Raw genomic sequence first — 26,704 nt, 5'->3', positions numbered from 1 at the left:
TGCCATGCGCTGGGTCTGCATTCTTTTTCCGCAACTGGCGCTGGACGCGGTCCTGCGTCAACGCCCCGATCCCGATGAGCCGTTGGCGCTGCTGACCGGCCCGGCCCAGCGCCGCGTGTTGCAAGCGGTCAATGGCCCGGCCCGGGCGCTCGGCTTGCGCCCCGGCCAATCCATGGCCGCCGCCCAAGCCTTGAGCAAAGGCTTTGTCACGGCTGAATACGATGCCGCCGAGATAGAACACTGGCAGCAGTTTCTCGCCGCTTGGGCCTATCGCTTCAGTTCCCAGGTCAGCGTGCATTACCCCCGCGCCGTGGTGTTTGAAATCGAATCGAGCCTGGGTCTGTTCGGTGCCTGGCCGCAGTTCGAAGCACGCTTGCGCACCGAACTCACCGAACTGGGCTTTCGCCACCGGATTGTCGCCGCACCCAACCCGGTGGCGGCGCGGGTGCTGGCCAACGTTTATGACGGCTTGGTGGTGCCGGACGATCAAGCCTTGCGCTATCACCTGGGGCAATTACCCGTGGACCGCATCGCCCTGGAGCCGACGGTGTCCACAGCGTTATCACGTATGGGCCTGCGCACCTTGAGCCAAGTGCAAGCGCTGCCTAGGCATACCCTGGCCCGGCGTTTCGAGGCTCAGGTGCTCAAGCATCTGGACGCGTTGCTCGGTTTGCGGCACCTGGCCCTGGCGTTCTACCTGCCGCCGGACCGCTTCGATGTGCGCATTGAGCTCAACTTCGATGTGCAGTCTCATCAGGCGCTGCTGTTTCCATTGCGCCGGCTGACGGGTGATCTGTCGGCGTTCCTCTGTGGCCGAGACAGCGGCGTGCAGCGTTTCGACTTGCACCTGGAACACGCCGGGTTGCCGGACACGCTGATCAAGGTCGGGCTGCTCAGCGCCGAGCGCGATCCGGCGATGCTCTTTGAACTGGCCCGTGGCCGACTGGAACAGGTGCAGGTCGAGGCCCCGGTACGCGGTTTTCGCCTGCGCGCCGAAGACCTGCCGAGCTTCGTGCCCCAACGCCAGGAACTGTTCGACGACCGTCCGCAGCAGTCCTTGCCCTGGGAGCAACTGCGCGAACGCCTGCGGGCACGGCTCGGCGATGAAGCGGTGCAGGGTTTGCGCTTTCAGGCCGATCACCGCCCCGAATGTGCATGGCAGACCACAGTCGACAATCAATTCTGCGGCGGGCTGCCGGGGGGCAACGGCCGGGCTGGCTGCTGACCGAACCATTGGCGGTGCACGAGGGTTCGGCGCGCATCCTCATGGGCCCGGAACGCATCGAGTCCGGCTGGTGGGATGGCGCCGATGTGCGCCGCGATTATTACCTGATCCAGACCCGCGCCGGCCAACAGGGCTGGGCCTACCGAGTGGTGGGCGAGGGCGGCCCGTTGTGGCTGCAAGGCTGGTTTGCATGAGCGTCGAGTATGCCGAACTGCATTGCCTGTCGAACTTCAGTTTCCAGCGTGGGGCGTCCAGTGCTCTGGAGTTGTTTCAACGGGCGAAGCAACAGGGTTATCAGGCGCTGGCGATCACTGATGAATGCACCTTGGCCGGCATCGTCCGCGCCTGGCAAGCGGCCAAGTCTGTGGAACTGCCGCTGATCATCGGCAGCGAAATACGCATCGAAGACGGGCCGAAACTGGTGCTGCTGGTGGAAAACCTCGAGGGCTATCAAACGTTGTGCCGGCTGATCACCCGCGCCCGGCGTCGCACGCAAAAAGGCCAGTACCAAGTGCTGCGCGAGGACTTCAGCGAACCGTTGCCGGGGTTGTTGGCGTTATGGGTACCGGACGCGGTGGATGATTTTCAAAGCGGTCATTGGCTCAAACAGGTCTTCGCCGAACGCCTGTGGTTGGCGGTCCAGTTGCATTGCGGGCAGGACGATACCCGGCGATTAAACGCGTTACTGACGTTGGCGAGGGAACTGCGAATCCCGGCTGTAGCGAGCGGCGATGTGCACATGCACGCCCGTGGCCGGCGGGCATTGCAGGACACCATGACCGCGATCCGCCATCACCTGCCGGTGGCCGCCGCCGGGTTGCGCCTGCACCCCAATGGCGAGCGGCATCTGCGCAGCCTCGATGCACTGCAATCGATCTACCCGCCAGCGTTGCTCGATGAAACGCTGGTCATCGCCCGGCGCTGCACTTTCGACCTCGGCCAGTTGCGTTATCAATACCCTCGGGAGCTGGTGCCGGAAGGTCAAACAGCGACTTCCTGGCTGCGTCATTTGACCGAAGAAGGTATCCAGTGGCGCTGGGAAAAAGCGCCGAAAGCCGAAGTGCTGATTCAGATCGATAAGGAACTGGAGCTGATCGCCGAGTTGGGCTACGAAAGCTATTTTCTGACGGTGCATGACATCGTGCGCTTCGCCCGCGAGCAAAAAATTCTCTGCCAGGGGCGGGGTTCGGCGGCCAACTCGGCGGTGTGTTATGCCTTGGGGATCACGGAAATCGATCCGGATCGCACCACGCTGCTGTTCGAACGCTTTCTCTCCAAGGAGCGCAACGAGCCTCCAGACATCGACGTGGATTTCGAGCACGAACGCCGCGAAGAAGTCTTGCAGTACGTGTTTAAGCGCTATGGTCGCACCCGCGCCGCACTGACGGCGGTGGTCAGCACTTACCATGCGGCCGGCGCGGTGCGCGATGTGGCCAAGGCGTTGGGCCTGCCGCCGGATCAGGTCAATGCGCTGGCCGATTGCTGTGGCCACTGGAGTGACAAGACCCCGCCGGTCGAGCGCCTGCTTGAAGGCGGCTTTGACCCCGAGAGCCCGGTGTTGCATCGGGTCTTGAGCCTGACCGGGCAGTTGATCGGCTTCCCCGGCACCTGTCCCAACACCCTGGCGGTTTCGTGATTTCCGAGCAGCCGCTGGACAGCCTGGTGCCGGTGGAAAACGCCGCCATGGCCGAGCGCACGATCATCCAGTGGGACAAGGACGACCTAGACGCGGTCGGCTTGCTCAAGGTCGATATCCTTGCGCTGGGCATGCTCAGCGCGATTCGCCGATGTTTCGATCTGCTGCGCCGTCACCGCAACCTTGACCTGAGCCTGGCGACGATTCCGTCCGAAGACGCGCCGACCTACGAAATGATTGGCCGTGCGGACACCATCGGTGTGTTCCAGATCGAGTCCCGGGCGCAGATGTCGATGTTGCCCCGGCTCAAACCGGTGAATTTCTATGACCTGGTGATCGAGGTGGCGATTGTCCGTCCGGGGCCGATTCAGGGCGGCATGGTGCATCCGTACCTGCGCCGTCGAAACAAGGAAGAACCCGAGGTCTATCCCTCCCCGGAACTGGAAACCGTGCTCAAGCGCACCCTTGGCGTGCCGCTGTTCCAAGAGCAGGTGATGCAGATCGCCATCGTCGCCGCCGACTACAGCCCCGGCGAGGCCGATCAGTTGCGCCGTTCCATGGCGGCCTGGAAACGTCACGGCGGGCTGGAACCGCACAAGGAGCGTCTGGCCGCCGGGATGAAGAAAAACGGTTACACAGCAGAATTCGCCGCGCAGATCTTCGAGCAGATCAAAGGCTTCGGCAGCTACGGTTTCCCCGAATCCCACGCCGCCAGTTTCGCCTTGCTGACTTACGCCAGTTGCTGGCTCAAATGCCACGAACCGGCAGCCTTCGCCTGTGCGCTGATCAACAGTTGGCCGATGGGCTTCTACAGCCCGGACCAGATTCTGCAGGACGCCCGCCGGCATCATTTGCAGATTCGCCCGGTGGACGTGCGCGCCAGCGATTGGGATTGCAGCCTGGAACCGATCACCGGGGCGCAACCGGCGATCCGCATGGGCTTGCGGATGATCAAGGGGTTTCGCGAAGACGATGCCCGACGCATCGAGGGCGCACGGTCGAGGGGTGTATTTACCGACATCGCCGATCTGGGCGAACGGGCGCAACTCGATGCCCGCGCCCAGGAACAATTGGCTGATGCCGGGGCCTTGCGCGGGTTGGCTGGCGACCGTCATCGGGCGCGCTGGGAAGTGGCCGGGGTGCAGAAGCAACTCGGGTTATTTGCGGGACTACCGCGTCAGGAAGAACCCGAGGTGTCGCTGCCCAAACCCACCGTGGGCGAAGACCTGCAGGCCGATTACGCGGCGGTTGGCACCACCCTCGGCCCGCATCCGCTGGCGTTATTGCGCGCCGAGTTGAAGGCCCGGCGTTGCCGCAGCTCGAAGGAATTGCTCGACGTCGAGCATGGCCGGCCCGTCAGCGTCGCCGGACTGGTGACCGGCCGCCAACGACCGGGCACCGCCAGCGGTGTGACCTTCGTGACCCTTGAAGATGAGTTTGGCAACGTTAACGTGGTGGTCTGGCGCGACCTGGCTGAACGGCAGCGCCAGGTGTTGGTGGGTTCGCAATTGCTCAAGGTCGATGGCCGTTGGGAGCTGGAAGGTGAGGTGCGGCACCTGATTGCCGGACGGCTGAGCGACCTGAGCCCGTTGCTCGACGGCATCAGCGTGCGCAGCCGGGATTTCCGTTGAACCGGCAATATTCAAGAAATAGTCCGAGCGATGAGTAACCTGTGGCGAGGGAGCTTGCTCCCGTTGGGTCGCGAAGCGGCCCCAAAAACAAGGGGACTGCTGCGCAGTCCAACGGGAGCAAGCTCCCTCGCCACAGGTCAGTGTAGGGTCAACGATCTGACGCCAAAAATATTTAAATGCTGTTACAGATAGTGGCACTTTGGCATAATACCCGCCGCCGACGTCCCACACGTCGATTATTGATCCAAATCCCCATCGCTTTTTCGTCGCTGCAACCCGCAGCGGTTGGCCATTGCCGTGCCGGGATCAACAGCACTTCAGAAGGAATGCACAGTGAGAATGATCTCTCGGATGTTGGTATCAGGGGCAGCGATTGCCGTACTGAGCGCGGTCAGCGGGTGTGCGACCGAAAGCTCCCGGGCTTTGCCGGTGGAAAAAGTCGAAAGCGCCAGCCAGGCCTGGGCCGGTGTTCGCGTACCGATGGCGGTGGGCAAGTTTGATAACCGCTCGAGTTACATGCGCGGGATCTTCTCCGACGGCGTAGATCGCCTCGGCGGTCAGGCCAAGACCATTCTGATTACTCACTTGCAGCAGACCAACCGCTTCAGCGTGCTGGACCGCGACAACATGGGCGAGATCCAGCAAGAAGCGTCAATCAAGGGCCAGGCTCAGCGCCTCAAGGGTGCTGACTTCGTGGTCACCGGCGACGTCACCGAGTTCGGTCGCAAGGAAACCGGCGACCAGCAGTTGTTCGGCATTCTCGGTCGTGCCAAGACCCAAGTGGCTTACGCCAAGGTCAACCTGAACATCGTCAACATCAGCACCTCGGAAGTCGTCTATTCGACCCAGGGCGCGGGCGAATACGCCTTGTCCAACCGTGAAGTCGTCGGTTTCGGCGGCACGGCGTCCTACGATTCGACACTCAACGGCAAAGTGCTCGACCTGGCCATGCGCGAGGCGATCAATCGCCTGGTCGATGGCATGAACTCCGGTGCGTGGAAACCGGGCAACTGATCAAGGTCGATGACAAGGAGCGCTAATCGCATGAACAAGTATCTGTCGTGGCCATTGATGGCATTGGCTCTGTCCGGCAGCGCGTTGCTGGCCGGTTGCAACAGCGGCCCGAAAACCCTCTACCAGTGGGAAAGCTACCAGCCGCAAGTCTACGAGTACTTCAAGGGTGAAACCCCGAAGGAAGCACAGGCCGAAGCCCTGGAGCGTGATTTGCAGAAAATCGCCTCGACTGGCAAGACAGCGCCACCCGGTTACCACGCCCACCTGGGCCTGTTGTACCTGAGCATGGGCAAGGATGATCAGATGGTTCAGCAGTTCCGAACCGAGAAGACGTTGTTTCCCGAGTCGGGGACCTACATGGATTTTCTGCTCAAGAACGCTAAAACCGGAGACGTCAAATGATCTCGCGCTCATTGAAACTGATGGCTGGTCTGCTGGCACTGGCCGTTCTCGGCGGTTGTGTCAGCCCCAAGACCGTGGACTACTCTGCGTACAAGCAAAGCCGCCCGAAAACCATTCTGGTGCTGCCGCCGCTGAACGATTCCCCGGACGTCAAGGCGTGCTACAGCATGCTGTCCCAAGTGACCTTTCCCTTGGCGGAGGCGGGTTACTACGTGTTGCCGATCGCTCTGGTCGACGAAACATTTCGCCAGAATGGCCTGACCACACCGGCAGATATTCACCAGGCCCCGGCCGACAAATTGCGCAATATCTTCGGTGCCGACGCGGCGCTGTACATCACCGTGACTGAGTACGGCACTCACTACATGGTGATCAGCAGCGAAACGGCAGTCACCGCCACTGCAAAACTGGTGGACCTGAAAACGGGTACCACCTTGTGGACGGGCTCGGCGCGTGCGTCGAGCGAAGAGGGTGGTAACAACAGTGGTGGCGGGTTGCTTGGCGCGCTGATTACGGCGGCGGTGAAACAGGTCATCAACAGCTCCACCGACGCCGGTTACCCGATTGCCGGCGTCGCCAGCAACCGCTTGTTGTCAGCCGGCCACCCGGCAAGTTTGCTGTATGGACCGCGTTCGCCGAAATACGGCACTGACTGAAACTGTCCCGACCATGATCGTTCCGACGCTGTGCGTTGGAACGATCATTCGCCTACGGGCTAGAAGCTTTTCCTTCCCCGCATCGAGAAGTCCTTTCTCGACATCGCCGTCCCCCTGAAAACTGGCTACCATCCGCTTAAGCATTTGATTGAGGTGTAGTGCTCGCAGCTATATCTGCCCAGCCTGCACTTGTGGCGAGGGAGCTTGCTCCCGCTGGAGTGCGGAGCACTCCCAACGCCAGTCTCCACCGTGGCGTCTGGTTTACGACTGCTTCGCAGCCGAGCGGGAGCAAGCTCCCTCGCCACAAAAGCCTGGCATGCGTGAATCAGTTATACCTCCATGAAACCATTGGCGCCCACCGTGCTCGAAACAAACGGGTGCCACTACAGGACACAAAGTCAGCCGATGCAGTTTCTATCTGATAGCCACGGGTGTGCAGGCTGGAACGGTGAAATGGCCGGACGGATTCGTGCGTTCGACTGGGGCCAGACCGAGCTGGGCAGCATCGATCATTGGCCACGCAGCCTGAGCAGTGCGGTGCAGTTGGTGCTGGCTTCGCCACTGCCGATGGTGATGCTCTGGGGACCGCTCGGCTACATGATCTACAACGACGCCTACTCGATTTTCGCCGGTGGCCGCCATCCTTATCTGCTGGGCACGCCGGTAGAACTCGGCTGGCCGGAAGTGGCCGACTTCAACCGCCATGTGCTGGATACCTGCCTGGCTGGCGGGACGTTGTCCTTTCGCAATAAAGAGTTGGTATTGCTGCGCGACGGCGTGCCTGAAGACGTCTGGATGGACCTCTATTACAGCCCGGTCGCCGATGATGAAGGGCGACCTGCCGGGGTCATGGCGATGGTGGTCGAGACCACCGCCCATGTGATTTCCGAACGCCGCCGCGAGGAAGCCGAGTACGCCTATCGCGCCGACAACGAGCGAGTGCGTCTGGCGCTCAATGCCGGGGCCTTGCTCGGCTCGTTCGTCTGGGACATCGAAACCAACGTGTTGTCCGGCGACGAGCGCTTCGCCTGCACGTTTTCCTATCCCGCTGAGCATAAGCTGGCCGACCTGCCATCGAGCATCGCCGAATCACGCATTCATCCCGACGACCGCAGTTGGGTTCAGGAGCAGGTCGATCAAGCCGTGAAAAGCGGAGCGCCTTACAACGCCGAATATCGAGTGCTGCGCCCGGACGGCAGTTACCTGTGGGTGCTGGCCAGCGGCTGCTGCGAGTTCAATGAGCAGGGCAAACCGTTCCGCTTTCCCGGGGTGTTGATCGACATCCACGAACGCAAGACCGCTGAAGAATCCTTGCTCAAGTTCACCCGCAATCTGGAGCAGCGGGTGGCCGACGAAGTCGGTGCGCGGCTGGCGGCCGAGGAGCAATTGCGCCAATCGCAGAAGCTGGAAGCGATTGGCGGCCTCACCGGCGGCGTGGCCCATGACTTCAATAACCTGCTGCAAGTGATTGCCGGCAACCTGCATTTGCTGGCCCGCCATGAACCGGACAACCTCAACGTACAGCGCCGGGTCAGTGCCTCGATTGCGGCGGTCGAGCGCGGGGCCAAGCTGTCTTCGCAACTGCTCGCGTTCGCCCGGCGCCAGCCATTGTCGCCGGCCGTGTGCGACCCACGGCAGATCTTTGAAGGGCTGGGGGAGTTGTTGCAACGGGCGTTGGGGGAAACCATCCAGATCAATATGCAGGTGGTCGACGACGCCTGGCGCGTCCATGTCGACCGCAACCAACTGGAAAACGCCATCCTCAACCTGGCGATCAATGCCCGCGATGCCATGAACGGCGAGGGCACGATCGATCTGAACGCCGAGAATATCGTCCTGGACTACCGGTTTTGTACGGACAAGGGCATCGTCGCCGGTGACTACCTTCGAGTGACGGTGACCGACGCCGGGTCAGGCATGCCGCCTCAGGTGCTGGCCCAGGCATTCGAGCCATTTTTCACCACCAAGGCTGACGGCCACGGCACCGGCCTGGGGTTGAGCATGGTGTTCGGTTTCGTCAAACAGAGCGGCGGGCATATCGAAATTTACAGCGTGGTTGGCGAGGGCACTCGGGTGCAGCTGTATTTTCCGCGCAGCCTGCGACCGTTGCCCGATGAAACGCCGCTGCACGTGCCACAGCAACGGGGCGGGCATGAAACGATTCTGGTGGTCGAGGACAACGAAGCCGTGCGTATTTCTGCGGTGGAGTTGCTACGCGAAGAAGGCTATCAGGTGCTGACCGCCAGCAACGGCGACACGGCTATGCAGATGTTGTTGGAAGGCGTGGCGGTGGACCTGATCTTCACCGACGTGGTCATGCCCGGCCTGATCAAAAGCTCGGACCTGGCGGCCTGGGCCAAAGTGCAGGACCCGGCGGTGGCGGTGTTGTTTACCTCTGGCCACACAAGGGACATCATCTCGCGCAATCACCAACTGAGCCCTGATACGCATCTGCTCAGCAAACCGTATGGGCCGCAAGCGCTGACCCGGATGGTGCGCACGGTCCTGAATGGTTGACCCCGCTCCCACATGGATCGGTGTTTATTCAGTTGTTTAATTAAGGCGACTTCATGACTTCAAAGCGCACTTCAACCCCTCCCTCCGGCATGGTACGGGTGCGTGGTGCCCGCGAGAACAACCTCAAGAACGTCGACCATCGACATTCCCGAAACGTCGCCTGACGGTGTTCACCGGCGTCTCCGGTTCGGGCAAATCGTCCCTGGCGTTTTCGACCCTGTACGCCGAAGCGCAACGACGCTATTTCGAATCCGTGGCGCCTTATGCCCGACGCCTTATCGATCAAGTCGGGGTGCCGGACGTCGATTCCATCGAAGGCTTGCCGCCGGCCGTGGCCCTGCAACAACAGCGGGGCACGCCGAGCACTCGGTCTTCGGTGGGCAGCGTGACGACGTTGTCGAGCCTGATCCGCATGCTCTATTCCCGCGCTGGCAGTTATCCGCCGGGGCAGCCGATGCTCTACGCCGAGGACTTTTCGCCAAACACGCCCCAAGGCGCCTGCCCCGAGTGCCATGGTCTGGGCCGGGTTTATGAAGTGACCGAAGCGCTGATGGTCCCGGACCCGAGCCTGACCATCCGCCAGCGGGCGATTGCCTCTTGGCCGCTGGCTTGGCAGGGACAGAACCTTCGGGACATTCTGGTAACGATGGGCATCGACGTCGACATTCCCTGGCGCAAACTGCCGAAAAAACAGCGCGACTGGATTCTCTTCACCGAAGAAGCCCCCACCGTGCCGGTGTACGCCGGGCTGACTCCGGAAGAAACCAAAGTCGCCCTCCAGCGCAAAATGGAACCGAGTTACCAAGGCACCTTCACTGGCGCCCGGCGCTACATCCTGCACACCTTCAGCCATTCCCAAAGCGCGTTGATGAAGAAGCGCGTTTCGCAATTCATGCTCGGCAGCCCGTGCCCGTTGTGCGACGGCAAACGGCTCAAGCGTGAAGCATTGTCGGTGACCTTCGCCGGATACGACATCGGCGAGTTGTCGCAAATGCCGTTGCTGCAAGTGGCCGAGGTGCTGAAGCCGGTGGCAGCGCAGACTTATCTGGAACAGGCCGATGAGCCGGGCGAAGTGTTGACTCACAGCCAGACCCGCGAGGCCCGTGAGCAGCGAGTCGCCCACGGCGCCAGTGGCCACGCCAACGCCCCGGACGTGCGCCACACGCCAAATCTGTCGGTGGAGAAACGCCTGGCGGCGCAGCGCATTGCTCAGGACTTGCTGGAGCGGGTTAGCACCCTGACCGATCTGGGCCTCGGTTACCTGGCGCTGGAACGCAGCACGCCCACCCTGTCGTCCGGCGAACTGCAACGTTTGCGCCTGGCGACGCAGTTGGGTTCGCAACTGTTCGGCGTGATCTACGTCCTTGATGAGCCGTCCGCCGGCCTGCACCCGGCGGATGTGCGAAGCGCTGTTCGAAGCCCTGCAACGCTTGAAAGCAGCGGGCAACACGCTGTTCGTGGTCGAACATGACCTGGAAACAATGCGCCGCGCCGACTGGCTGATCGACGTCGGGCCGGCGGCGGGCGAGCATGGCGGGCGCATCCTCTACAGCGGGCATCCTTCAGGGCTGGAGCACGTCAGCGATTCCCAGACCCGCGCTTACCTGTTCGCCGAACAGGTCACGGCACCGCGCGCTGTTCGCAAGGCCAAGGACTGGCTGAGACTGGAAGGCATCACCCGCAATAACCTGAACAACCTCAGCGTCGAGTTCCCCTTGGGTTGCTTCACTTCAGTGACGGGCGTCTCGGGCTCCGGCAAGTCGAGCCTGGTTAGCCAGGCGTTGCTCGAACTGGTGGGCGCGCATCTGGGACGAGGGGCCAGCGAGCCAGAAGAACTGAGTCTCGAGGACGACGCCCCACAAGTCAGCGGTGGTCAGGTCACGGCGGGGCTGGAGTCGATCAAGCGTCTGGTGCAAGTCGACCAGAAACCGATTGGCCGCACGCCGCGCTCGAACCTGGCGACCTACACCGGACTGTTCGACAACGTGCGCAAACTGTTCGCCGCCACGCCTGAGGCGCAGGCTGAGGGCTATGACGCCGGGCAGTTTTCCTTCAACGTCGCCAAGGGTCGTTGCCCGACGTGCGAAGGCGAAGGGTTCGTCAGTGTCGAGTTGCTGTTTATGCCCAGCGTCTATGCACCATGCCCAACCTGCCACGGTGCCCGCTACAACCCGCAGACCCTGGCAATCACCTGGCAAGGGCTGAGTATCGCCCAGGTGTTGCAGCTGACGGTGGATGAGGCGGTGATGGTGTTTGCCGAGCAACCGGGCATTCGCCGTTCGCTGGAAGTGCTGCGGGATATCGGTCTCGGTTATCTGCGACTTGGTCAGCCGGCGACCGAATTGTCCGGCGGCGAAGCCCAGCGGATCAAACTGGCCACCGAGCTGCAACGCAGCCAGCGCGGCGCGACCCTGTACGTGCTCGACGAACCGACTACCGGTTTGCACCCACGGGACGTTGATCGATTGCTGGAACAACTCGATACGCTGGTGAAGGCAGGACACACGGTGATCGTGGTCGAGCATGAAATGCGCGTGGTCGCCCAGAGTGACTGGGTGATCGACATCGGGCCGGGAGCGGGGGATCAGGGCGGCAAGATCGTGGTGGCCGGCACACCGCAGACCGTCGCCAAAAACAAGAAAAGCCGCACGGCGCCGTTTTTGGCCAAGGTCCTCGCTCAATGATCGTTCCCACGCTGAGCGTGGGAACGAGTAGGAGTTGCCGAAGGCTGCGATCTTTTGACTGGCGTCGTAGGAGCAAAGCTTGCTCTCGAAGCAATTTCAAGGACGTCATCGCCGGCAAGCCGTGCTCCTGCGTGGAGCGCATCTGGCGATAGATCCTATTGAACGTTGCCCGCCGCATGGCTTCGAATCTTCAAGGCCCGACTGTTTCAGCCGCGCACGTGCAGTGACGAATGAGGTACCTATGAAAGACGAATCAATGACTCAGCAACAGGATCAGGCGGTCAATCGCAACGATCCGGCGATTGATCCTCAGGTCCGCGGTGAAAATGGTAGCAAAACCGACGAAAAAACCACTGAGCCGGACAGTGCCAATACAGCGGTCGACCAGAAAAATCGCAACACCGACAACGACAACGAGTTCAGCCCCGGCTTCAAGCCCAATCCCGACCGGCCAAAGCCTGGCGATGAAACTGATGCCGATATCGATACTGATGGGGGCTAACGCCACGCATAAAACTGTGGGAGCGGGCTTGCTCGCGAAAGCGGACTGTCAGACAACACAGATGTTGAATGTAAGACCGCTATCGCGAGCAGGCTCGCTCCCACAGGGGTGTGAAGGTTACTTGCCAGGATGCGCCGCTTGCAGGGCTTTTGCCGCGTCCAGGTGCTTTTCCAGCGCCGGCAGCATTTGCTGGGCAAAGCCTTTGAGTTCGGTGCCGCCCGGGGTTTTATCGTCGGTCACGGTGTCGGCTTCTTTCTTGAACAACGCGATAGTTTCTTCGTGTGCCTTCACCTGATTGTTGGCATAGGCCGCGTCGAACGACTCATCGCGCATGTTGAGGATCTTCTCTTTCGCCTGCTTTACCAGCGTTGTGCTGTCCGGCACCTTGATGTCATGTTTTTTCGCCAGTGCCGCCAGTTCATCGTTGGCCTTGGAGTGGTCGCTGATCATCATGTTGGCGAACGTTTTGACGTCCGCCGATGAGCTTTTTCCAGGGCCAGTTTGCTGGTTTCGACTTCGGCGATGCCGCCCGCCGCGGCGTTATCGACAAAGCTGTTGGAAGTGGCAGCAAAAGCGGCGCCCATGCTGCTGCTCAAGGCAACGGCCAGGGCGAGGTGGCGTAGGGTGAATCCGTCCATTGGTTATTCTCCACACAGGTGTTCTTGGGCGATCGAGTGATCGTTAAACAGTGGAGGCCGGCGCATGACCAAAGGTTTGATTGCAAATACATCAGGACGACGAACGGGCACCGCTGGTCTGACAGGTGGTCGACAGAACCGGGTAACCGAGGCCATTCTGATGGCTGGTGAACGCAATCGATCGCGTTTGCTACCGATCAACAAACGGAGGTGTTCCATGCCGGTGCCACACGACCTTTATCAGGACCTGAGTTTTTCAAAGGAAGATATCCAGCAAAAACGCACCAAGGATCCGTTACTGGATTCACTGATCAACAAGTATTCGCAAGCGGATGCCGAGGTGGTCAAGGCTGAAACCGCCCAATCAGACGCGCCCAGTGATGACGCACTAAAGAAGCTCAAGGAGCGGCGCTTGCTGGTCAAGGACAAGATCGTCAAACAACTCCAGGCGTCGTCCTGAACCACCGATGGCCGGTGACTGAATAATTGGAACGGCGTCAGACCCCGGCACCTCGAAAGTACAGAGCCTTTCCATTTATGACTCGCTTGAGAGGTGCCTTCATGACACACCCCAAATTTCCCAGCGAAGAGCAGGGCGGGTATGACCCCATACCGACCCATCCTGAACCGCTGAGCCCGCAGCACTATACGGTTGAGCCCGAAGAGCCGGATGGCGATGAACTTCCGGATGATGAGAAGCGCAAGCCCGTAAACCCCAAAATCCCAGACGCATAGATCCCCTGTGGGAGCGAGCTTGCTCGCGAAGGCGTCGGCACATCTAACATGGATGTAGCAGACAGACCACTATCGAGAGCAAGCCCGCTCCCACAGGGGATGGGGTGTTTATCGAGAGTCTGCGGCCAAACCCAATCTAATGTGGGAGCGGGCTTGCTCGCGAAGGCGTCGGCACATCTAACATGGATGTAGCAGACAGACCACTATCGAGAGCAAGCTCGATCCCACAGGGGGATTCGGTGTTTAGTGCAGTGCTTTGGCCAACGGCAACCGCGCCATGTGCTGGGCCTTCAACGATCCGAAATACAACCAGTCCCCATACTCGCGCACGGTGGTAATCGGCGAGTAATTGCCGTTGCTGGCATCCTGCAAATTGGCGATCACTTTACCGTCCAGATCCAGGCCCAGCGCAAACGCGCGTTTCTCCACCGGTTTGGGCAGCACGGACAACGCCCGCACAATCATTTTGCGAATAAACGGATGCGGTGCCGTGGCATCCAGCAGTTTGTTGCGCGGGGCATACAGCGCCACCCAGAAACGGTCGTGGCCATTGAACGCCAGGTTGTCCGGCAACCCCGGCAAATTGTCGATGAACAGATCATGCGTCCCGGCTTTCGGCCCGGTCAGCCAATAGCGACTGATGCGATAAGCACCGGTTTCGTTGACCAGCACAAAGGCATCGTCCGGCCCGAGGGTGACGCCGTTGGCGAACTCCAGTTTGTCCAGCAACAGGCTGGTCTTGCCAGTCTGAAAGTCATACCGCAGCAAACGACCATCCCCGCCGTGCTCAATGATCGCCTCGCCATCCTTGCCGTAGCCCCAACGACTCGTCGCGTCACTGAAGTAGGCATAGTGTCCGGACTTGTCGATGGCTACGTCATCGATAAAGCCGAAGGGCACGCCATTGGCGAGGGTGGTCAACGGAGTCAGCCGCCCCTGGGCATCGAGGGACAGCAAACCCTTGACCCCGTCGGCGATCACCAACAAACCATTGGGGTGCCGGGCCAGGCCCAACGGTCGGCCACCTGTGTTAGTCAACACCTTGGTGACTTTGCCATCGAGGCTGGTGCGGATCACCCGGCCGTCGTGCAGGCCGGTGATCAGCTCACTGCCTTCCAGCAGCAATGCCTCCGGCCCATCGATGTCCGCGGCGCCCACGCGCTCCACGTCTTCAAGCTTCTGATTGTCGGCATACACGCCACCGGCCAGGGACGGCGCCGGTGCAGGGTTCCAGGCCACCGGTTGAACCTTGGTCGGCATCAGCAGCAAGAAGGCAACAATGACGACAATGAGCAGCAACACAAACCGCAAAAACGCTCTCACACGCTGGCTCCTGCCGGGGCCAGGTGCTGTTGCGCCATGTCACGCAACGCAAGCATCGACGCCGCCGACTCATGCTCGATCCGCCGCTTGAGCAGCAGTTGATTGACGATGCGCATCCCCAAACCGCTGAACTGGTAGTCCAGGGTCCGAACAAACCGCGTACTGTCACCCAACGCCTCGCACTCGTAAGTCACCACCAGCGACAGACCATGATCGCCCCGGGCCTGAGCGCTCCAGCGGCGTCCCGGCAAATACTCCTCGACCTCCCAGCGCAGGTGGCCGTCGCGCCCGCCGGCGCGGATGTCTTCCTCGAAGCGCGACCCGGCATGCAGCGGGCCAGCCTGGCCATCGACCTTGAGCGACGACGGATGCCACTCCGGCCAACGGGTCACGGTGCTGGCATAGGCGAGCACGGCAATCGGATTGCCGGGAATGTCGATCTGATGCTGCATGCGGGTCATGGGCGTTCTCGTCGGGTGCGGGTTGGCGTGCTCCGGTTCCCAGTACAGGGTGCCGAACAAGTGGTCCATCAGTGGGAAAACGATATTGAAGTTGCGCTCCTGCATCAGCTCGCGGCGGTGATGCAACTCGTGCAGGTGGCGCATCTGGCGAATCCACGGCAGCCGCGTAACGGGGTTGCGCGGCGGCAAATGCTCGCAGGCGTGGAACACTTCATAGGTGAGGTAACCCAGGACCATGCAGCCACCGAACAGCCCGGCGACGTTGGTATTGAACCGTGAAATCAGCCACCAGACGGGCAGGGTGATGACCACCGTGTGCACTACGATCAGCCAGGCCGGAAACAGAATCACCCGCCAGTCCCGCGCGCTGTCATAGGTCATGTGGCCGGGAGCGAAAAAGCTGTGGTGATCGCCGGCGTGCCGGGCGTAGAACATCCGGGCGAAGCTTTTCTTGTGGTGCCCGAGGTGACGGTGCACCACGTACACGCCGAAGTTGAAAAACAACAGCGTCAGCGGCACCGCCAGCCATTCCAGCGGCTGGACCTGCTGCACGGTGCGCCAGAACCCGCCGATGGCCAGGATGCCGAACAACAGCACAAAAGCCCCGTGCAGCCACGGGTTATAGAGTCGATGAATGTCGGCACGGTATCGGGAGCGGAATGCCTGGGTGGTTTGCCTCACTGCAATCACCTGTGATGGTTGTTATCACAGCAGATTAGCCGATCCGGCCGGGCAGGCCGGTCCAACCTTGAGGACACAAACGCCATGCTCCGGTGCAAAAGCGGCCTCTCGATGTGCTCAGCCCAACGGGTTCCAGCGCTGGGACCAGTCATCGTCGATCTTGATCACTTCGCGCAGCAGGTCGAAGGCCTGTTGCAGGGTCGCCGAATCGCGGTCCCGGGAGTAAACCAGGTAGGTCGGGTAACTGAACTCCGGAGCCTTGGCCACGGCCTCCAGCACACCGCTTTCCAGGTAACTCTTGACCACGCGAGTACGGAAATAACCGCTGCCGCCATGCTCCAGCAGGTACTGCAAGGCCAGCGGTCCGAGGTTGAAGCTCAACGCAGCCTTGGCCTTTTCCGGCAGGGCGGCGTCGTGTTGACGACGGAAGTCCGGGCCCCAGTCGATGTATACGTACGGATCGGGTTTGCCGGCCAAACGCACGAGGATCAGTTTTTCTTCCAGCACCTGCTCCACTTGCAGGCGCGGCCAGTATTCGGGCTGGTAGACCAGCGCCGCGTCGAGCACGCCCAGTTCCAGTTGACGCAGCAGGTGTTCGCCGTCGCGGATGTCCATGCGCAGGGCGTGGCTGGGGATCTTCTCCCGCAACTCGGCGGCCCAACTGAGCATCAGCGGATTGCACAAACTGACTTCGCCACCGATGTGCAGCACGTCGCGGTAGCCTTCGGGCAGCGGCAGGTCGCGACGGGCGGCTTCCCAGGTCTGCACCAGTTGATTGGCGTAGACCACGAAGGCCTCGCCGTTCGGGGTCAGACGGGCGCCGGCGCGGTTGCGCACGAACAGCGTGCTGCCCAATTGGCTTTCGAGCTTCTGCACCCGGGCGGTGATCGCGGTTTGGGTCACGTGGAGTTTTTCCGCGGCGGCGGCGAGGCTGCCGTGGCGGACGATTTCCAGGAAGGTGCGGGCGAGGTCGATGTCCATGGGGTGGCCGGTGTGGGAGGTGTCGGCATTGTAAGAGCAGCCACGGCGTTCGCCTACCTTGATGACTGTACTCGATCCTGTGGCGAGGGACCTTGCTGTGGCGAGGGGGCTTGCCCCCGTTCGGCTGCGCAGCAGTCGTAAAATCGATACAACTCGGTCTATCAAAAGAGGGGCCGCTTCGCGACCCAGCGGGGGCAAGTCCCCTCGCCACAGGTTCGATGGGGTCTGCAGATACCGTGGATTTCCAAAGTGTCAGAGTTTTCACATTACCCTCCGACCGTGCGCACTACACTGCAACCGTCTCCCGCCTCCAACGGACCACCTCATGACGGCAAAACCCGCAGCCAACATCCTCGCCACCCCTGAAGGTCAGCGCTTGGCCGGCAGCGAGGCTCAGGACTGGCGCGAGTGGGGGCCTTACTTGAGCGAACGCCAATGGGGCACGGTGCGCGAGGACTACAGCAGCGATGGCGACGCCTGGCGTTATTTTCCTCACGAGCATGCCCGCAGCCGCGCCTATCGCTGGGGCGAGGATGGCCTCGCGGGGTTTAGCGACAAGGCCCAGCATTGGTGTCTCGGCCTGGGCTTATGGAATGAGCGCGACCCGATTCTCAAGGAGCGTCTGTTCGGCCTGAACAACAGCGAAGGCAACCACGGCGAAGACGTCAAGGAACTGTATTTCTTCGTCGATGGCGTGCCGAGCCATGCCTACATGCGCATGCTCTACAAATACCCGCAGGCCGAATTCCCCTACGCGGACCTGGTGACCGAGAACGCCCGGCGAGGCCCGGCCGACGCCGAATACGAAATCCTCGACACCGGTGTGTTCGAAGATGACCGCTATTTCGACGTGACCGTGGAGTACGCCAAGCACACCCCCGACGATGTCTTCATGCGTGTCACCGTGCACAACCGTTCCGATCAACCGGCGCGTTTGCAGGTGTTGCCGCAGTTGTGGGCGCGCAACACCTGGAGCTGGGTCGCCGACGGGCAAAAGCCGAGCCTGACTCTTGACGGTAAACAGGTCATGGCCAGCCATCCTCTACTGCCTGATCGACAGGTCACGGCTTGGGGGAGGCCGATTGCGAATGGCTGTTCTGCGAAAACGAAAGCAACTTTCCCAAACTCGATGCTGTGTCGGCGAGCGGCCCGTTCAAGGACGGGATCAACGATTTTATTGTCGATGGCGCCGCCGGCGCGGTGCGTCATGACAGCGGAACGAAGGTCGCCGCGCATTTCATCCTGACCTTCGACGCCGACCAAAGTCGCAGCGTGTTCCTGCGATTTGCTCCGGCCGGTTCCCCGCAAATCAACGCCCGAACCTTGTTCGAACTTCGCCGGGCCGAAGCCGATGGCTTTTACGCCGCCCTGCAAACCGAGATCAAAGACGCCGACGCGCGTAACGTTCAACGTCAGGCCCTGGCTGGGTTGCTCTGGTCGAAACAGCTGTATTACTTCGACGTCAATCAGTGGCTCGACGGTGATCCGACGCAACCCGCACCGCCGCCCGAACGCACGCACATTCGCAATACCCATTGGCGGCACCTGTCGAATTTTGACATCGTTTCCATGCCCGACACCTGGGAATACCCGTGGTACGCCTCGTGGGATCTGGGCTTTCAAGCGGTGGCGTTTGCGCTGATTGATCCGGGGTTCGCCAAGCATCAATTGTTGTTGCTGGTCAAAGACCGCTTCATGCACCCCAACGGCCAGTTGCCGGCCTACGAATGGCGCTTCGATGACGCCAACCCGCCGGTGCATGCCTGGGCCTGTTGGCGGGTGTATCAGCAGGACCGGGCGCTAACCGGCGTCGGGGATATGGATTTCCTTGAGCGAATCTTCCACAAGCTGCTGCTGAATTTTTCCTGGTGGGTCAACCGCAAGGACGCCGAGGGCCGCAACCTGTTCCAGGGTGGTTTTCTCGGGCTCGACAACATCGCGTTGTTCGACCGCTCGGCGCTGCTGCCGCCCGGTTACCAACTCGATCAGGCCGACGGCACGGCGTGGGTCGCCGCCTATGCGCTGGACCTGATGCGCATCGCCCTGGAACTGGCCAAGCGCAACAGCGTGTACGTCGACATCGCGGTGAAGTTCTTCGAGCATTTCCTCTACATCGCCGGGGCGATCAACAAAATCGATTCCGACGCTGAAGGCTTGTGGGATGAGCAGGACCAGTTTTTCTACGACGTGCTGCACCGCCCGGACGGCGTCAACGAACCGCTGCGGTTGCGTTCGATTGTTGGCCTGATGCCGCTGTTCGCCGTGCAGGTGCTGGAGCAGCACGAACACGAAGGCTTGCCGGGTTTGCGCGAGCGTTTGCTCGGGTTCATGCGCCATCGCCCGGACCTGGCCAGCCTGGTGTCGCGCTGGACCGAACCCGGTGAAGGCAATCGCATGTTGCTGGCGCTGTTGCGGGGTGAACGGACCAAGGACTTGCTCAAACGCATGCTCGACGAAAGCGAGTTTCTCTCGCCGTTTGGCATTCGGTCCCTGTCCAAGGCCTTCGCGGAGCAACCCTTCGGCATCCGCATAAACGGTGACAGTTTGTGCGCCCGTTATGAACCGGCGGAATCCGAGTCGCGGCTGTACGGCGGCAACTCCAACTGGCGCGGGCCAGTGTGGATGCCGATCAACTACATGCTGATCGAATCGTTGCGCGAGTTTCACCGTTACTACGACCAGAACTTCTCGGTGGAATACCCTACGGGCTCGGGGTTTCTGGCGTCGCTGGAAGAGGTTGCGGACAGCTTGAGCCATCGGCTGACCAAGCTGTTTCTAAGGGACGAAGAGGGCAAACGGCCGTCGATGGCCGCGTATGCGCAGTTGCAGGCTGACCCGGCGAGTCGCGACCTGGTGCTGTTCCATGAATATTTTCATGGCGAGACCGGGCGTGGTTTGGGGGCCAGCCATCAGACCGGGTGGAGTGCGTTGGTGGCGCTGCTTTTACAACCCTGACTCCGCGTCATCGTTCATCGCGAGCAAGCCCGCTCCCACAGGGTTTTGCGTTGTCTGCACAGATTGTGTGAACACCACAAATCTACTGTGGGAGCGGGCTTGCTCGCGAAGAGGCCCTAGCAGGCGCCAACTATTACCCGGCTAATTCAACCTCCCGAACCCGCGCCCACGCCGCCACCAACCGCGACGGCGTCCCACACGCCTTGCGCTTGAACACAAAATTGCAGCACTTCTCGGCAAACTGTTTACGGTTCTGCACCATGTCCAGGTGCATCTCTTCCAGCTCCGCATTCCGGCAATGCTGCATCAGTTGCGTATCGCTGCGACCCTTGCGCGCGCGAACCTCGGCATACGCCGGATCACTCAACGCCCCATTGGCCCGCTGCAACAACCACAGACCGAACTCGTCCGGACACCGCGGGCCGATTTCCTGGACCATGCCCATTTGCAACGCCTGGGTCGCGCTCACTGGCAGGCATTCTTCGGTGATTTTTTCCGCCATGGCCTGGCCGACGGCGCGGGGCAGGCTGTAGGTCCAGTATTCGGAGCCGTACAAACCCATGGTTTTGTAGTGCGGGTTGAGCACGATTTCAGCGCGGGCGAACACAATGTCGGCGGCCAACCCCAGCATCACACCACCGGCCCCGGCACTGCCGGTCAGGCCGCTGATCACCAGTTGCCGGGCCGTGAGCAGTTCCTGACAGACGTCATCGATGGCCTGAATATTCGCCCAGGCCTCCAGCCCCGGCACCTCGGCTGCTTGAATCACATTCAAGTGCACGCCATTGGAAAAACTGCCGCGGCCACCCTTGATCAGCAACACCCGCGTGTCCCGAGCCTTGGCCCAGCGCAGCGCCTCCACCAACCGCTGGCACTGTTCGGTGCTCATGGCGCCGTTGTAGAACTCAAAGGTCAGCTCGCCGACCTGCCCGGATTCTCGATAACTGATCGGTTGATAGGCTTCGATGTTGAAAGGGTTGGACGCAATCGACCAGTCGAGGGTCGGCACTTCCCGCAGTTGCTGCGCGAGCGCATGCCGGGCCGGGCGCTTGAAGGTTTCTTCGCCAGGCAGCGGCTTGCGGCGCAGCGAGCCAATCCACAGGCTGGCATCACCAGTCGCCACCAGCACCGCGTCGTCATGCACCGCGAGAATTTCCCCCGGCGTCCCGCTGCGCGCATCCAGATGGGCGTCATACAGGTAGTACTGACCGCCAGCCAGGCTGGCCAGCACCCCCGGTTGACCGTCCGCAGCGTCGATGCTGCGTTTGATAAAGCGCGAGCAGTCGTGCCAGCTAAAGGTTCGGTCGGCTTGTTTCATGTTCGGCTGCAAGCGACCCCGCACTGGGTGTCGGGTGTCATCCAGCGGCACCGGTACGAATCCTGCGATGAATTTTTCCACGACTTCGCGGATGCACAGGATCGCCGCATCGCTGACCCGTCCGTTGTACAGCTCGGATTTGCGCAGGCCTTGGGGCAGGTTGAATTCGCACGTGGCCCAGACCGGCCCGGCGTCCATTTCCTCAACGGCTTGCAGCGCGGTGACGCCCCAGCGTTCCAGCTCATGGGTGATCGCCCAGTCCAGGGCACTGGCGCCACGATCACCGACAATCCCCGGATGGATGACCACCACCGGGCGCTTAAGGTTGCTCCACAGCTGTTGCGGCACCCGGTCCTTGAGGAACGGGCAGATCACCAGATCCGCGCCGGAGTGTTCAATCTGTTCGCACACCGCGTCTTCGTCGGTAAACAGCACCACGCTGGGCGAATGACCGGCCTGACGCAACTCCAGCCAGGCCCGCTGGGTCAGGCCGTTGAATGCCGATGCCAGCACAATGATCTTCAGTGAACGCATGATTGCCTCTTCCTTGAGAATGGTCAGCCGCGGCTCCCAATGAGCCGTCCCTGGCTTTCGATGGAAGCGCGATAGTAGAGACTGAAGGCGGTGGGACAACTGACCGGGATCAACGCTTGTGTCAGCGAGTGTTTCATCCCGATGAATGCTGCTTATTCCTGCTGGTTAGCAGATCCTTATTTTTTATTACTTCAAATGTATCAAACGCTGTTGCACAGTCGCTCCCCTAATCCAGAGCCGGACGATCCCGGCAGAACCAGTGATTTTCGAAGCGGGTCGGACCCGTTTCATGAGGGAGCAAGGCATGGGTGGACATCAGAACCCTCATTACCCGTTGATCGGGCAAATGTTCCAAAAGGACTACCAGTGGCTGTGCACCTCCGTCAGCCGCACGCTCGGTTGCTATCACAGCGCCCAGGACATTGCCTCGGAAACGTTTTTGCGGGTGTTGGCGTTGCCCGACCCGCTGGCCATTCGCGAGCCTCGGGCACTGCTGACCACCATCGCCCGGCGCCTGGTGTATGAAGGCTGGCGTCGGCAAGATCTGGAGCGCGCCTACCTCGAAAGCCTGGCCCTCGCGCCGGCGCTGGTGCATCCGTCGCCTGAGGAACGTGTGTTGGTGATCGAGGCATTGCTGGCGGTGGATCGCTTGCTCAATGGGTTGTCGGCCAAGGCCAAATCCGCGTTTCTTTACCATCAACTCGACGCCCTGACGTACAGCGAAATCGGCGAACGCCTCGGGGTGTCCACCAGTCGCGTGCAGCAATACATGGCGGATGCGTTCAAGCGTTGCTATCAGGCGATGGCGCAGATATGAGCTTGCCGAGGCCGGACGAGGCGGTGGTCGATGAAGCGGCGCAGTGGATGGCGTTGCTGCAATCGGGGGACGTCAGCGCGCAGGAGCGCGAGGCATTTGAGGCCTGGCGTGGGGCTGATGCCCGGCACCGATTGGTGATCGAGCAAATGAGCGGCGGGTTGAACGTGCTGCGCAGCAATGCCTTGCGCGGTTTGCCCAGCCAAAGCCTGTTGCACAGCCTGAATGCACCTTCCAGTCGCCGGCGATTTGTCACCGGCAGCTTGAGCCTGTTGGGGCTGGCCGTGGCCGCCGGTTTGCTCGGGCGGCGTTATGGGCTGTTGCCCGAGACGGGGGCGTTGTACACCGGCACTGGCGAGCGCCGGGACTTCACCCTCGACGATGGCAGCGCCCTGACGCTCAATGCCCGTAGCCGGGTGATCAGCCGCTTTGATGCCAACCAGCGCTTGTTGGAGTTGCGTGACGGCGAGTTGCTGGTTGACGTGGCCAAGGACCCGGCGCGACCGTTTGTGGTGGAGACCGAGCACGGTCGCATGCGCGCCTTGGGCACCCGGTTTCTGGTGCAGCGTGGCGATGACTCGACCCGGTTGGTGATGTTGCATTCGCAGGTTGAAGTGGTGACACGCGGCGGAGCGCGGCAAGTGGTCGAGGCGGGGGAAAGTTTGCTTTTTGATGAGCAAAACATCTTGGCGCTGGAGCGTACCAAGGGGCATGAGATTGCCTGGACTCAGGGCCGACTGGAAGTCCGCGACCGGCCGTTGAGCGAGGTGGTCGACAGCCTGCGCGGGTATCGACGCGGGATTCTGCGCCTCAGTCCGGACGTCGCCGGGTTGCGTTTGAGCGGGATCTATCCACTGGACGACAGCGACCGGACCTTGCAGTTGCTGGAGCATTCGTTGCCGATTCGGGTGATCTACCACAGCACTTACTGGGTCAGCATCGAACACCTGTAGGAGTGGTCTTATGATGTTCGTTATAACGCCATAACTTCTTGGCCTATCCGCTTCCCTATAAAAATCGACACGCCACTGCTCATTCCCTGCATACGTCTTCAACAGGGAAGCCCTTCGATGTTCTCACTCAAACAACAATTACCGCGCCTGACGCTGGCCGCCGCGCTGGCGCTCGGCATCTGTCCTTCACTGTCATGGGCACAGGATTCGTCCAGCCACGTGTTCACTTTCGACATCGCCAACGGGCCACTGGATGAAGTGTTGCTGGACATCTCGCGGCAGACCGGCGTACCGATTTCCTTCAGTCAGAACCTGGTGCAAGGCAAGCGTAGCGCGGCGATTCGCGGCACATTGGGCAGCCAGCAAGCGGTGGAAAAGGCCTTGCAGGGCAGCGGCCTGGAAGTCGATCACAGCGAACAAGGTTTGACGGTGCATCAGGCCAGCGCCACGGCGAAAGTCACAGCGGTTGCGCCGGCCAGCAATGCCGATTACCGCATGGAAAAGGTTACCGTCACCGGTTCGCGCATCGCCCGCGCGCAGTCCGACGGCGCCACGCCGGTCAACGTGATCACCCACGAAGAAATGGAAGCCCGAGGCTACAAAAACGTCTACGACGCCTTGGCCACCCAGACGCAAAACACCGGCATGACCCAGGGCGAAGACTACGGCAACACCTGGCAACCGGCTGCCAGTGCGCTGAATTTAAGAGGCCTCGGGCCTAATCACACGTTGGTGTTGATCAACGGCCGGCGCGTCGCCGATTACCCGACGCCGTATGACGGCAAGGTCAACTTCACCAACCTGGCGAACATTCCTTCGGCAATCATCGAGCGTATCGAAATCCTCAGCAGCGGCGCCTCGGCGATCTACGGTTCCGATGCGATTGCCGGGGTGGTCAACATCATCCTCAAGAAGCAAATGAACGGCATCGACGTCAACCTCAAGGGCGGCACCACTGAGCGCGGCGGTGGTGACAATCAACGCCTGCAACTCAGCGGCGGTGGCAGTTGGGGGATTTCGACGGTTTGTTTGGCCTGGAACTGACCAATCGCGACCCGATCTGGGCCGAAGATCGCGGCTTTATGCAGAGCAGTCCGTTGGCCGACGTTGGTTATCGCCGCGACTTGAGCGGCGGTAAATACCTCGGGCCGGGTTGCGGCGCTTACCAAGGGGTGTTCGACAACAAACTAACCAACAGCGGCGGCCGTTGCCGTACCGATCAGGTCTACAACGACTACTGGACCATCCAGACTCAAAAAGAAAACTACGACGGCTACACCCGTGGCACCTGGCATTTCAACGACAACGGCCAGGTGTTCGCCGACTTGATGTACGGCCTCGACCACATCCAGAACAACACCCGTGGCCCGACCTTCACCTCGCCGGATTTCATCAACCAGAACAGCGGCAACCTCGAACGCTGGTACCGGCGTTTCGGCGAAGAGGAAATCGGCGGGCGCACCAGCAACAACAGCAAATGGCGCGACACCTCGTGGACCGGCACCCTCGGCCTCTCGGACAAAATCGCCAACAGCAACTGGAGCTACGAACTGGCGGCCAACCGCTCGGAATACCGCAGTGTGCGCACCACCCGGTACACGCCGCTGTCGACGATTCGCGATTTCTACCTAGGGCCGCAACTGGGCGAGCAGGGCGGTTACCCGGTGTTCGCCCCCGACGCCTCGCGCCTCGACCGGCCACTGACGCCACAAGAGTGGGACCAGTTTCGCGGCAATCTGACCCAGAGCAGCAAGTCGGTGTCCCAGAGCTACAACGCCTCGATCAATGGCGAGTTGTTTGACTTGCCTGCCGGGCCGGTGGGCTTCGCCGGGATTCTGGAGGCTGGCAAACAGGAATATCACGTCGATACGGATGACGCGCTCAACGACGGTACGTTCTACGGCGTTACGCCATCCCAGAGTTCCGGCGGCTCGCGCAAACGTTATGCGGCGGGCGGCGAGTTCAGCATTCCGGTGACGGACAGCGTGCTGGCCACGGCGGCCGGACGCTGGGATCAATACAAGTTCAGCGGCCGCACCGAGCAGCAAAAGACCTACAACCTCGGCCTGGAATGGCGCCCGCTCACCAGCCTGTTAGTGCGCGGCAGCTATGGCACCAGTTTCCGTGCGCCGGACCTCAACTACATCTATCAGTCCGACAGCAACGGCTACTACCCGGCGCAGATCGACTACTACGGTTGCAGTAAAGGCGTGGAGGGCGCTTGTGATCGGGGCCGGGTCGATTACACCCAAAGCGGCACGCCTGATCTCAAGTCGGAACAAGGCAAGTCGTGGACCTATGGTTTTGTCTGGTCGCCGTCACGCAACTTCGATTTCTCCACTGATTTTTGGCGGGTGGAGATCGATGATCTGCTGACCACGGTCGATGAAAACCGCTTACTGCAAGATGAAAACGCCTGCCGAAATGGCACTCAGGACATCAACTCCGCCAGTTGCCAGGCGACGTTGGCGCGGATTGATCGCAACCCGGCTAACGCGGCGATTGATCCGAACCAGTTGAACAAGGTGAACGTAAACGCGATCAACGCCGCCAGCGAGCGAGTCAGTGGGTTGGACTTCAAGAGCAACATTCGCTGGGGCGCGGGGCAGTACGGTGCCTTCAGTTCGGCGTTGGGTTACACGCTGGTGCTGTCGCACTTCTATAAGGAATCCGACGATGCGCCGACCCAAGACCTGCGGACCTCACGGAGCAACTTCGACTGGCGCAGCAAGGTCAACGCCAGCCTGACCTGGGAATATCAGAAAGCGACGGCGACGTTGATGGGCATTCGTTATGGCAGCGTCACCAATGGCGCGGGGGATGGGCGCTTATCGCCGTGGACGGTGTTCAATGCCAGTGCGCGCTACAAACTCAATGACCGGGCCAGTGTCGGGTTGACGGTGAACAACGTGCTGAACCAGATCAAACAAGACGATTCGGCAGGCTGGCCGTATTACCCGACCGGCAACTATGACCCCTATGGACGGCAGTGGTGGCTGGATGTGAGTTATCACTTCGGGAGCTGAGTGAACACTCAAGAACAC

General features: G+C 61.1%; 12 protein-coding genes and 6 pseudogenes. 13 read left to right on the top strand and 5 right to left on the bottom strand.

What is annotated here, in order from left to right; all coding sequences use genetic code 11:
- The first annotated feature begins 4 nt into the window (after positions 1-4).
- From RHM58_RS27370 to RHM58_RS34165, 8 genes and pseudogenes are all read left to right on the top strand, one after another.
- A pseudogene (locus tag RHM58_RS27370) lies at positions 5-1,419 on the top strand (Y-family DNA polymerase).
- Positions 1,416-4,492, top strand: a pseudogene (locus RHM58_RS27365) (error-prone DNA polymerase). Before RHM58_RS27370 ends, RHM58_RS27365 begins: the two co-directional pseudogenes overlap by 4 nt.
- A 339-nt stretch (positions 4,493-4,831) precedes the next feature.
- Positions 4,832-5,506: a CsgG/HfaB family protein gene (locus RHM58_RS27360; protein ID WP_201205243.1), complete on the top strand. Its 675-nt coding sequence runs from the start codon at positions 4,832-4,834 to the stop codon at positions 5,504-5,506.
- Positions 5,507-5,536: 30 nt separating this feature from the next.
- Positions 5,537-5,908, top strand: coding sequence for a DUF4810 domain-containing protein (locus RHM58_RS27355; RefSeq protein ID WP_201203187.1), 372 nt, complete (start codon positions 5,537-5,539; stop codon positions 5,906-5,908).
- Positions 5,905-6,564, top strand: a complete 660-nt coding sequence (locus tag RHM58_RS27350) for a DUF799 domain-containing protein (protein WP_322268752.1) — start codon at positions 5,905-5,907, stop codon at positions 6,562-6,564. Before RHM58_RS27355 ends, RHM58_RS27350 begins: the two co-directional genes overlap by 4 nt.
- 405 nt (positions 6,565-6,969) lie before the next feature.
- Positions 6,970-9,081: a hybrid sensor histidine kinase/response regulator gene (locus tag RHM58_RS27345; protein WP_322268751.1), complete on the top strand. Its 2,112-nt coding sequence runs from the start codon at positions 6,970-6,972 to the stop codon at positions 9,079-9,081.
- Positions 9,082-9,134: 53 nt separating this feature from the next.
- Positions 9,135-11,765 (top strand): annotated as a pseudogene (gene uvrA / locus RHM58_RS27340) (excinuclease ABC subunit UvrA).
- Positions 11,766-11,844: 79 nt separating this feature from the next.
- The gene (locus tag RHM58_RS34165; protein ID WP_416195276.1) at positions 11,845-12,267 is read left to right on the top strand and encodes a hypothetical protein; all 423 of its coding nucleotides are present in this window, start codon (positions 11,845-11,847) and stop codon (positions 12,265-12,267) included.
- 117 nt (positions 12,268-12,384) lie between these two features.
- Here the strand turns inward: RHM58_RS34165 and RHM58_RS27330 are convergent.
- Positions 12,385-12,905: pseudogene (locus tag RHM58_RS27330) on the bottom strand (DUF4142 domain-containing protein).
- A gap of 217 nt (positions 12,906-13,122) precedes the next feature.
- On the opposite strand from RHM58_RS27330, the gene RHM58_RS27325 reads away from it, so the two are divergent.
- Positions 13,123-13,365 (top strand): YdcH family protein, encoded by a 243-nt coding sequence (locus RHM58_RS27325; RefSeq protein ID WP_201256974.1) that lies wholly within the window; start codon positions 13,123-13,125, stop codon positions 13,363-13,365.
- 518 nt (positions 13,366-13,883) lie between these two features.
- On the opposite strand, the gene RHM58_RS27320 is transcribed toward RHM58_RS27325, so the two are convergent.
- The 3 genes from RHM58_RS27320 to RHM58_RS27310 form a co-directional block, all read right to left on the bottom strand.
- Positions 13,884-14,900, bottom strand: a complete 1,017-nt coding sequence (locus RHM58_RS27320; RefSeq protein ID WP_416195343.1) for an SMP-30/gluconolactonase/LRE family protein — start codon at positions 14,898-14,900, stop codon at positions 13,884-13,886.
- Between the two features lie 59 nt (positions 14,901-14,959).
- The gene (locus RHM58_RS27315) at positions 14,960-16,105 is read right to left on the bottom strand and encodes an SRPBCC family protein (RefSeq protein WP_322268749.1); all 1,146 of its coding nucleotides are present in this window, start codon (positions 16,103-16,105) and stop codon (positions 14,960-14,962) included.
- 117 nt (positions 16,106-16,222) lie between these two features.
- A complete protein-coding gene (locus tag RHM58_RS27310; RefSeq protein WP_201203217.1) occupies positions 16,223-17,086 on the bottom strand; it encodes a LysR family transcriptional regulator in 864 nt (287 codons plus the stop codon).
- 325 nt (positions 17,087-17,411) lie between these two features.
- Here RHM58_RS27310 and RHM58_RS27305 point away from each other — a divergent pair.
- Positions 17,412-20,041 (top strand): annotated as a pseudogene (locus RHM58_RS27305) (MGH1-like glycoside hydrolase domain-containing protein).
- A 133-nt stretch (positions 20,042-20,174) separates the two neighbouring features.
- Here RHM58_RS27305 and RHM58_RS27300 read toward each other — a convergent pair.
- Positions 20,175-21,893, bottom strand: coding sequence for a hydrogenase maturation protein (locus RHM58_RS27300; protein WP_322268748.1), 1,719 nt, complete (start codon positions 21,891-21,893; stop codon positions 20,175-20,177).
- Between the two features lie 304 nt (positions 21,894-22,197).
- Between RHM58_RS27300 and RHM58_RS27295 the strand changes: the two genes are divergently transcribed.
- The 3 genes and pseudogenes from RHM58_RS27295 (at position 22,198) to RHM58_RS27285 (ending at position 26,686) form a co-directional block, all read left to right on the top strand.
- The gene (locus RHM58_RS27295) at positions 22,198-22,710 is read left to right on the top strand and encodes a sigma-70 family RNA polymerase sigma factor (protein WP_322268747.1); all 513 of its coding nucleotides are present in this window, start codon (positions 22,198-22,200) and stop codon (positions 22,708-22,710) included.
- Entirely contained in the window at positions 22,707-23,660 is a 954-nt protein-coding gene (locus tag RHM58_RS27290) for a FecR family protein (RefSeq protein ID WP_322268746.1), read from the top strand. The genes RHM58_RS27295 and RHM58_RS27290 overlap by 4 nt, the downstream gene beginning before the upstream one ends.
- 117 nt (positions 23,661-23,777) lie before the next feature.
- Positions 23,778-26,686: pseudogene (locus RHM58_RS27285) on the top strand (TonB-dependent receptor domain-containing protein).
- Positions 26,687-26,704: the final 18 nt, after the last annotated feature.

The sequence above is a fragment of the Pseudomonas sp. 10S4 genome (genome assembly GCF_034344865.1).
Lineage (GTDB): Bacteria > Pseudomonadota > Gammaproteobacteria > Pseudomonadales > Pseudomonadaceae > Aquipseudomonas.
The sequence above is the reverse complement of the archived record's forward strand: the minus strand, read 5'-3'. Positions and strand labels throughout refer to the sequence as shown.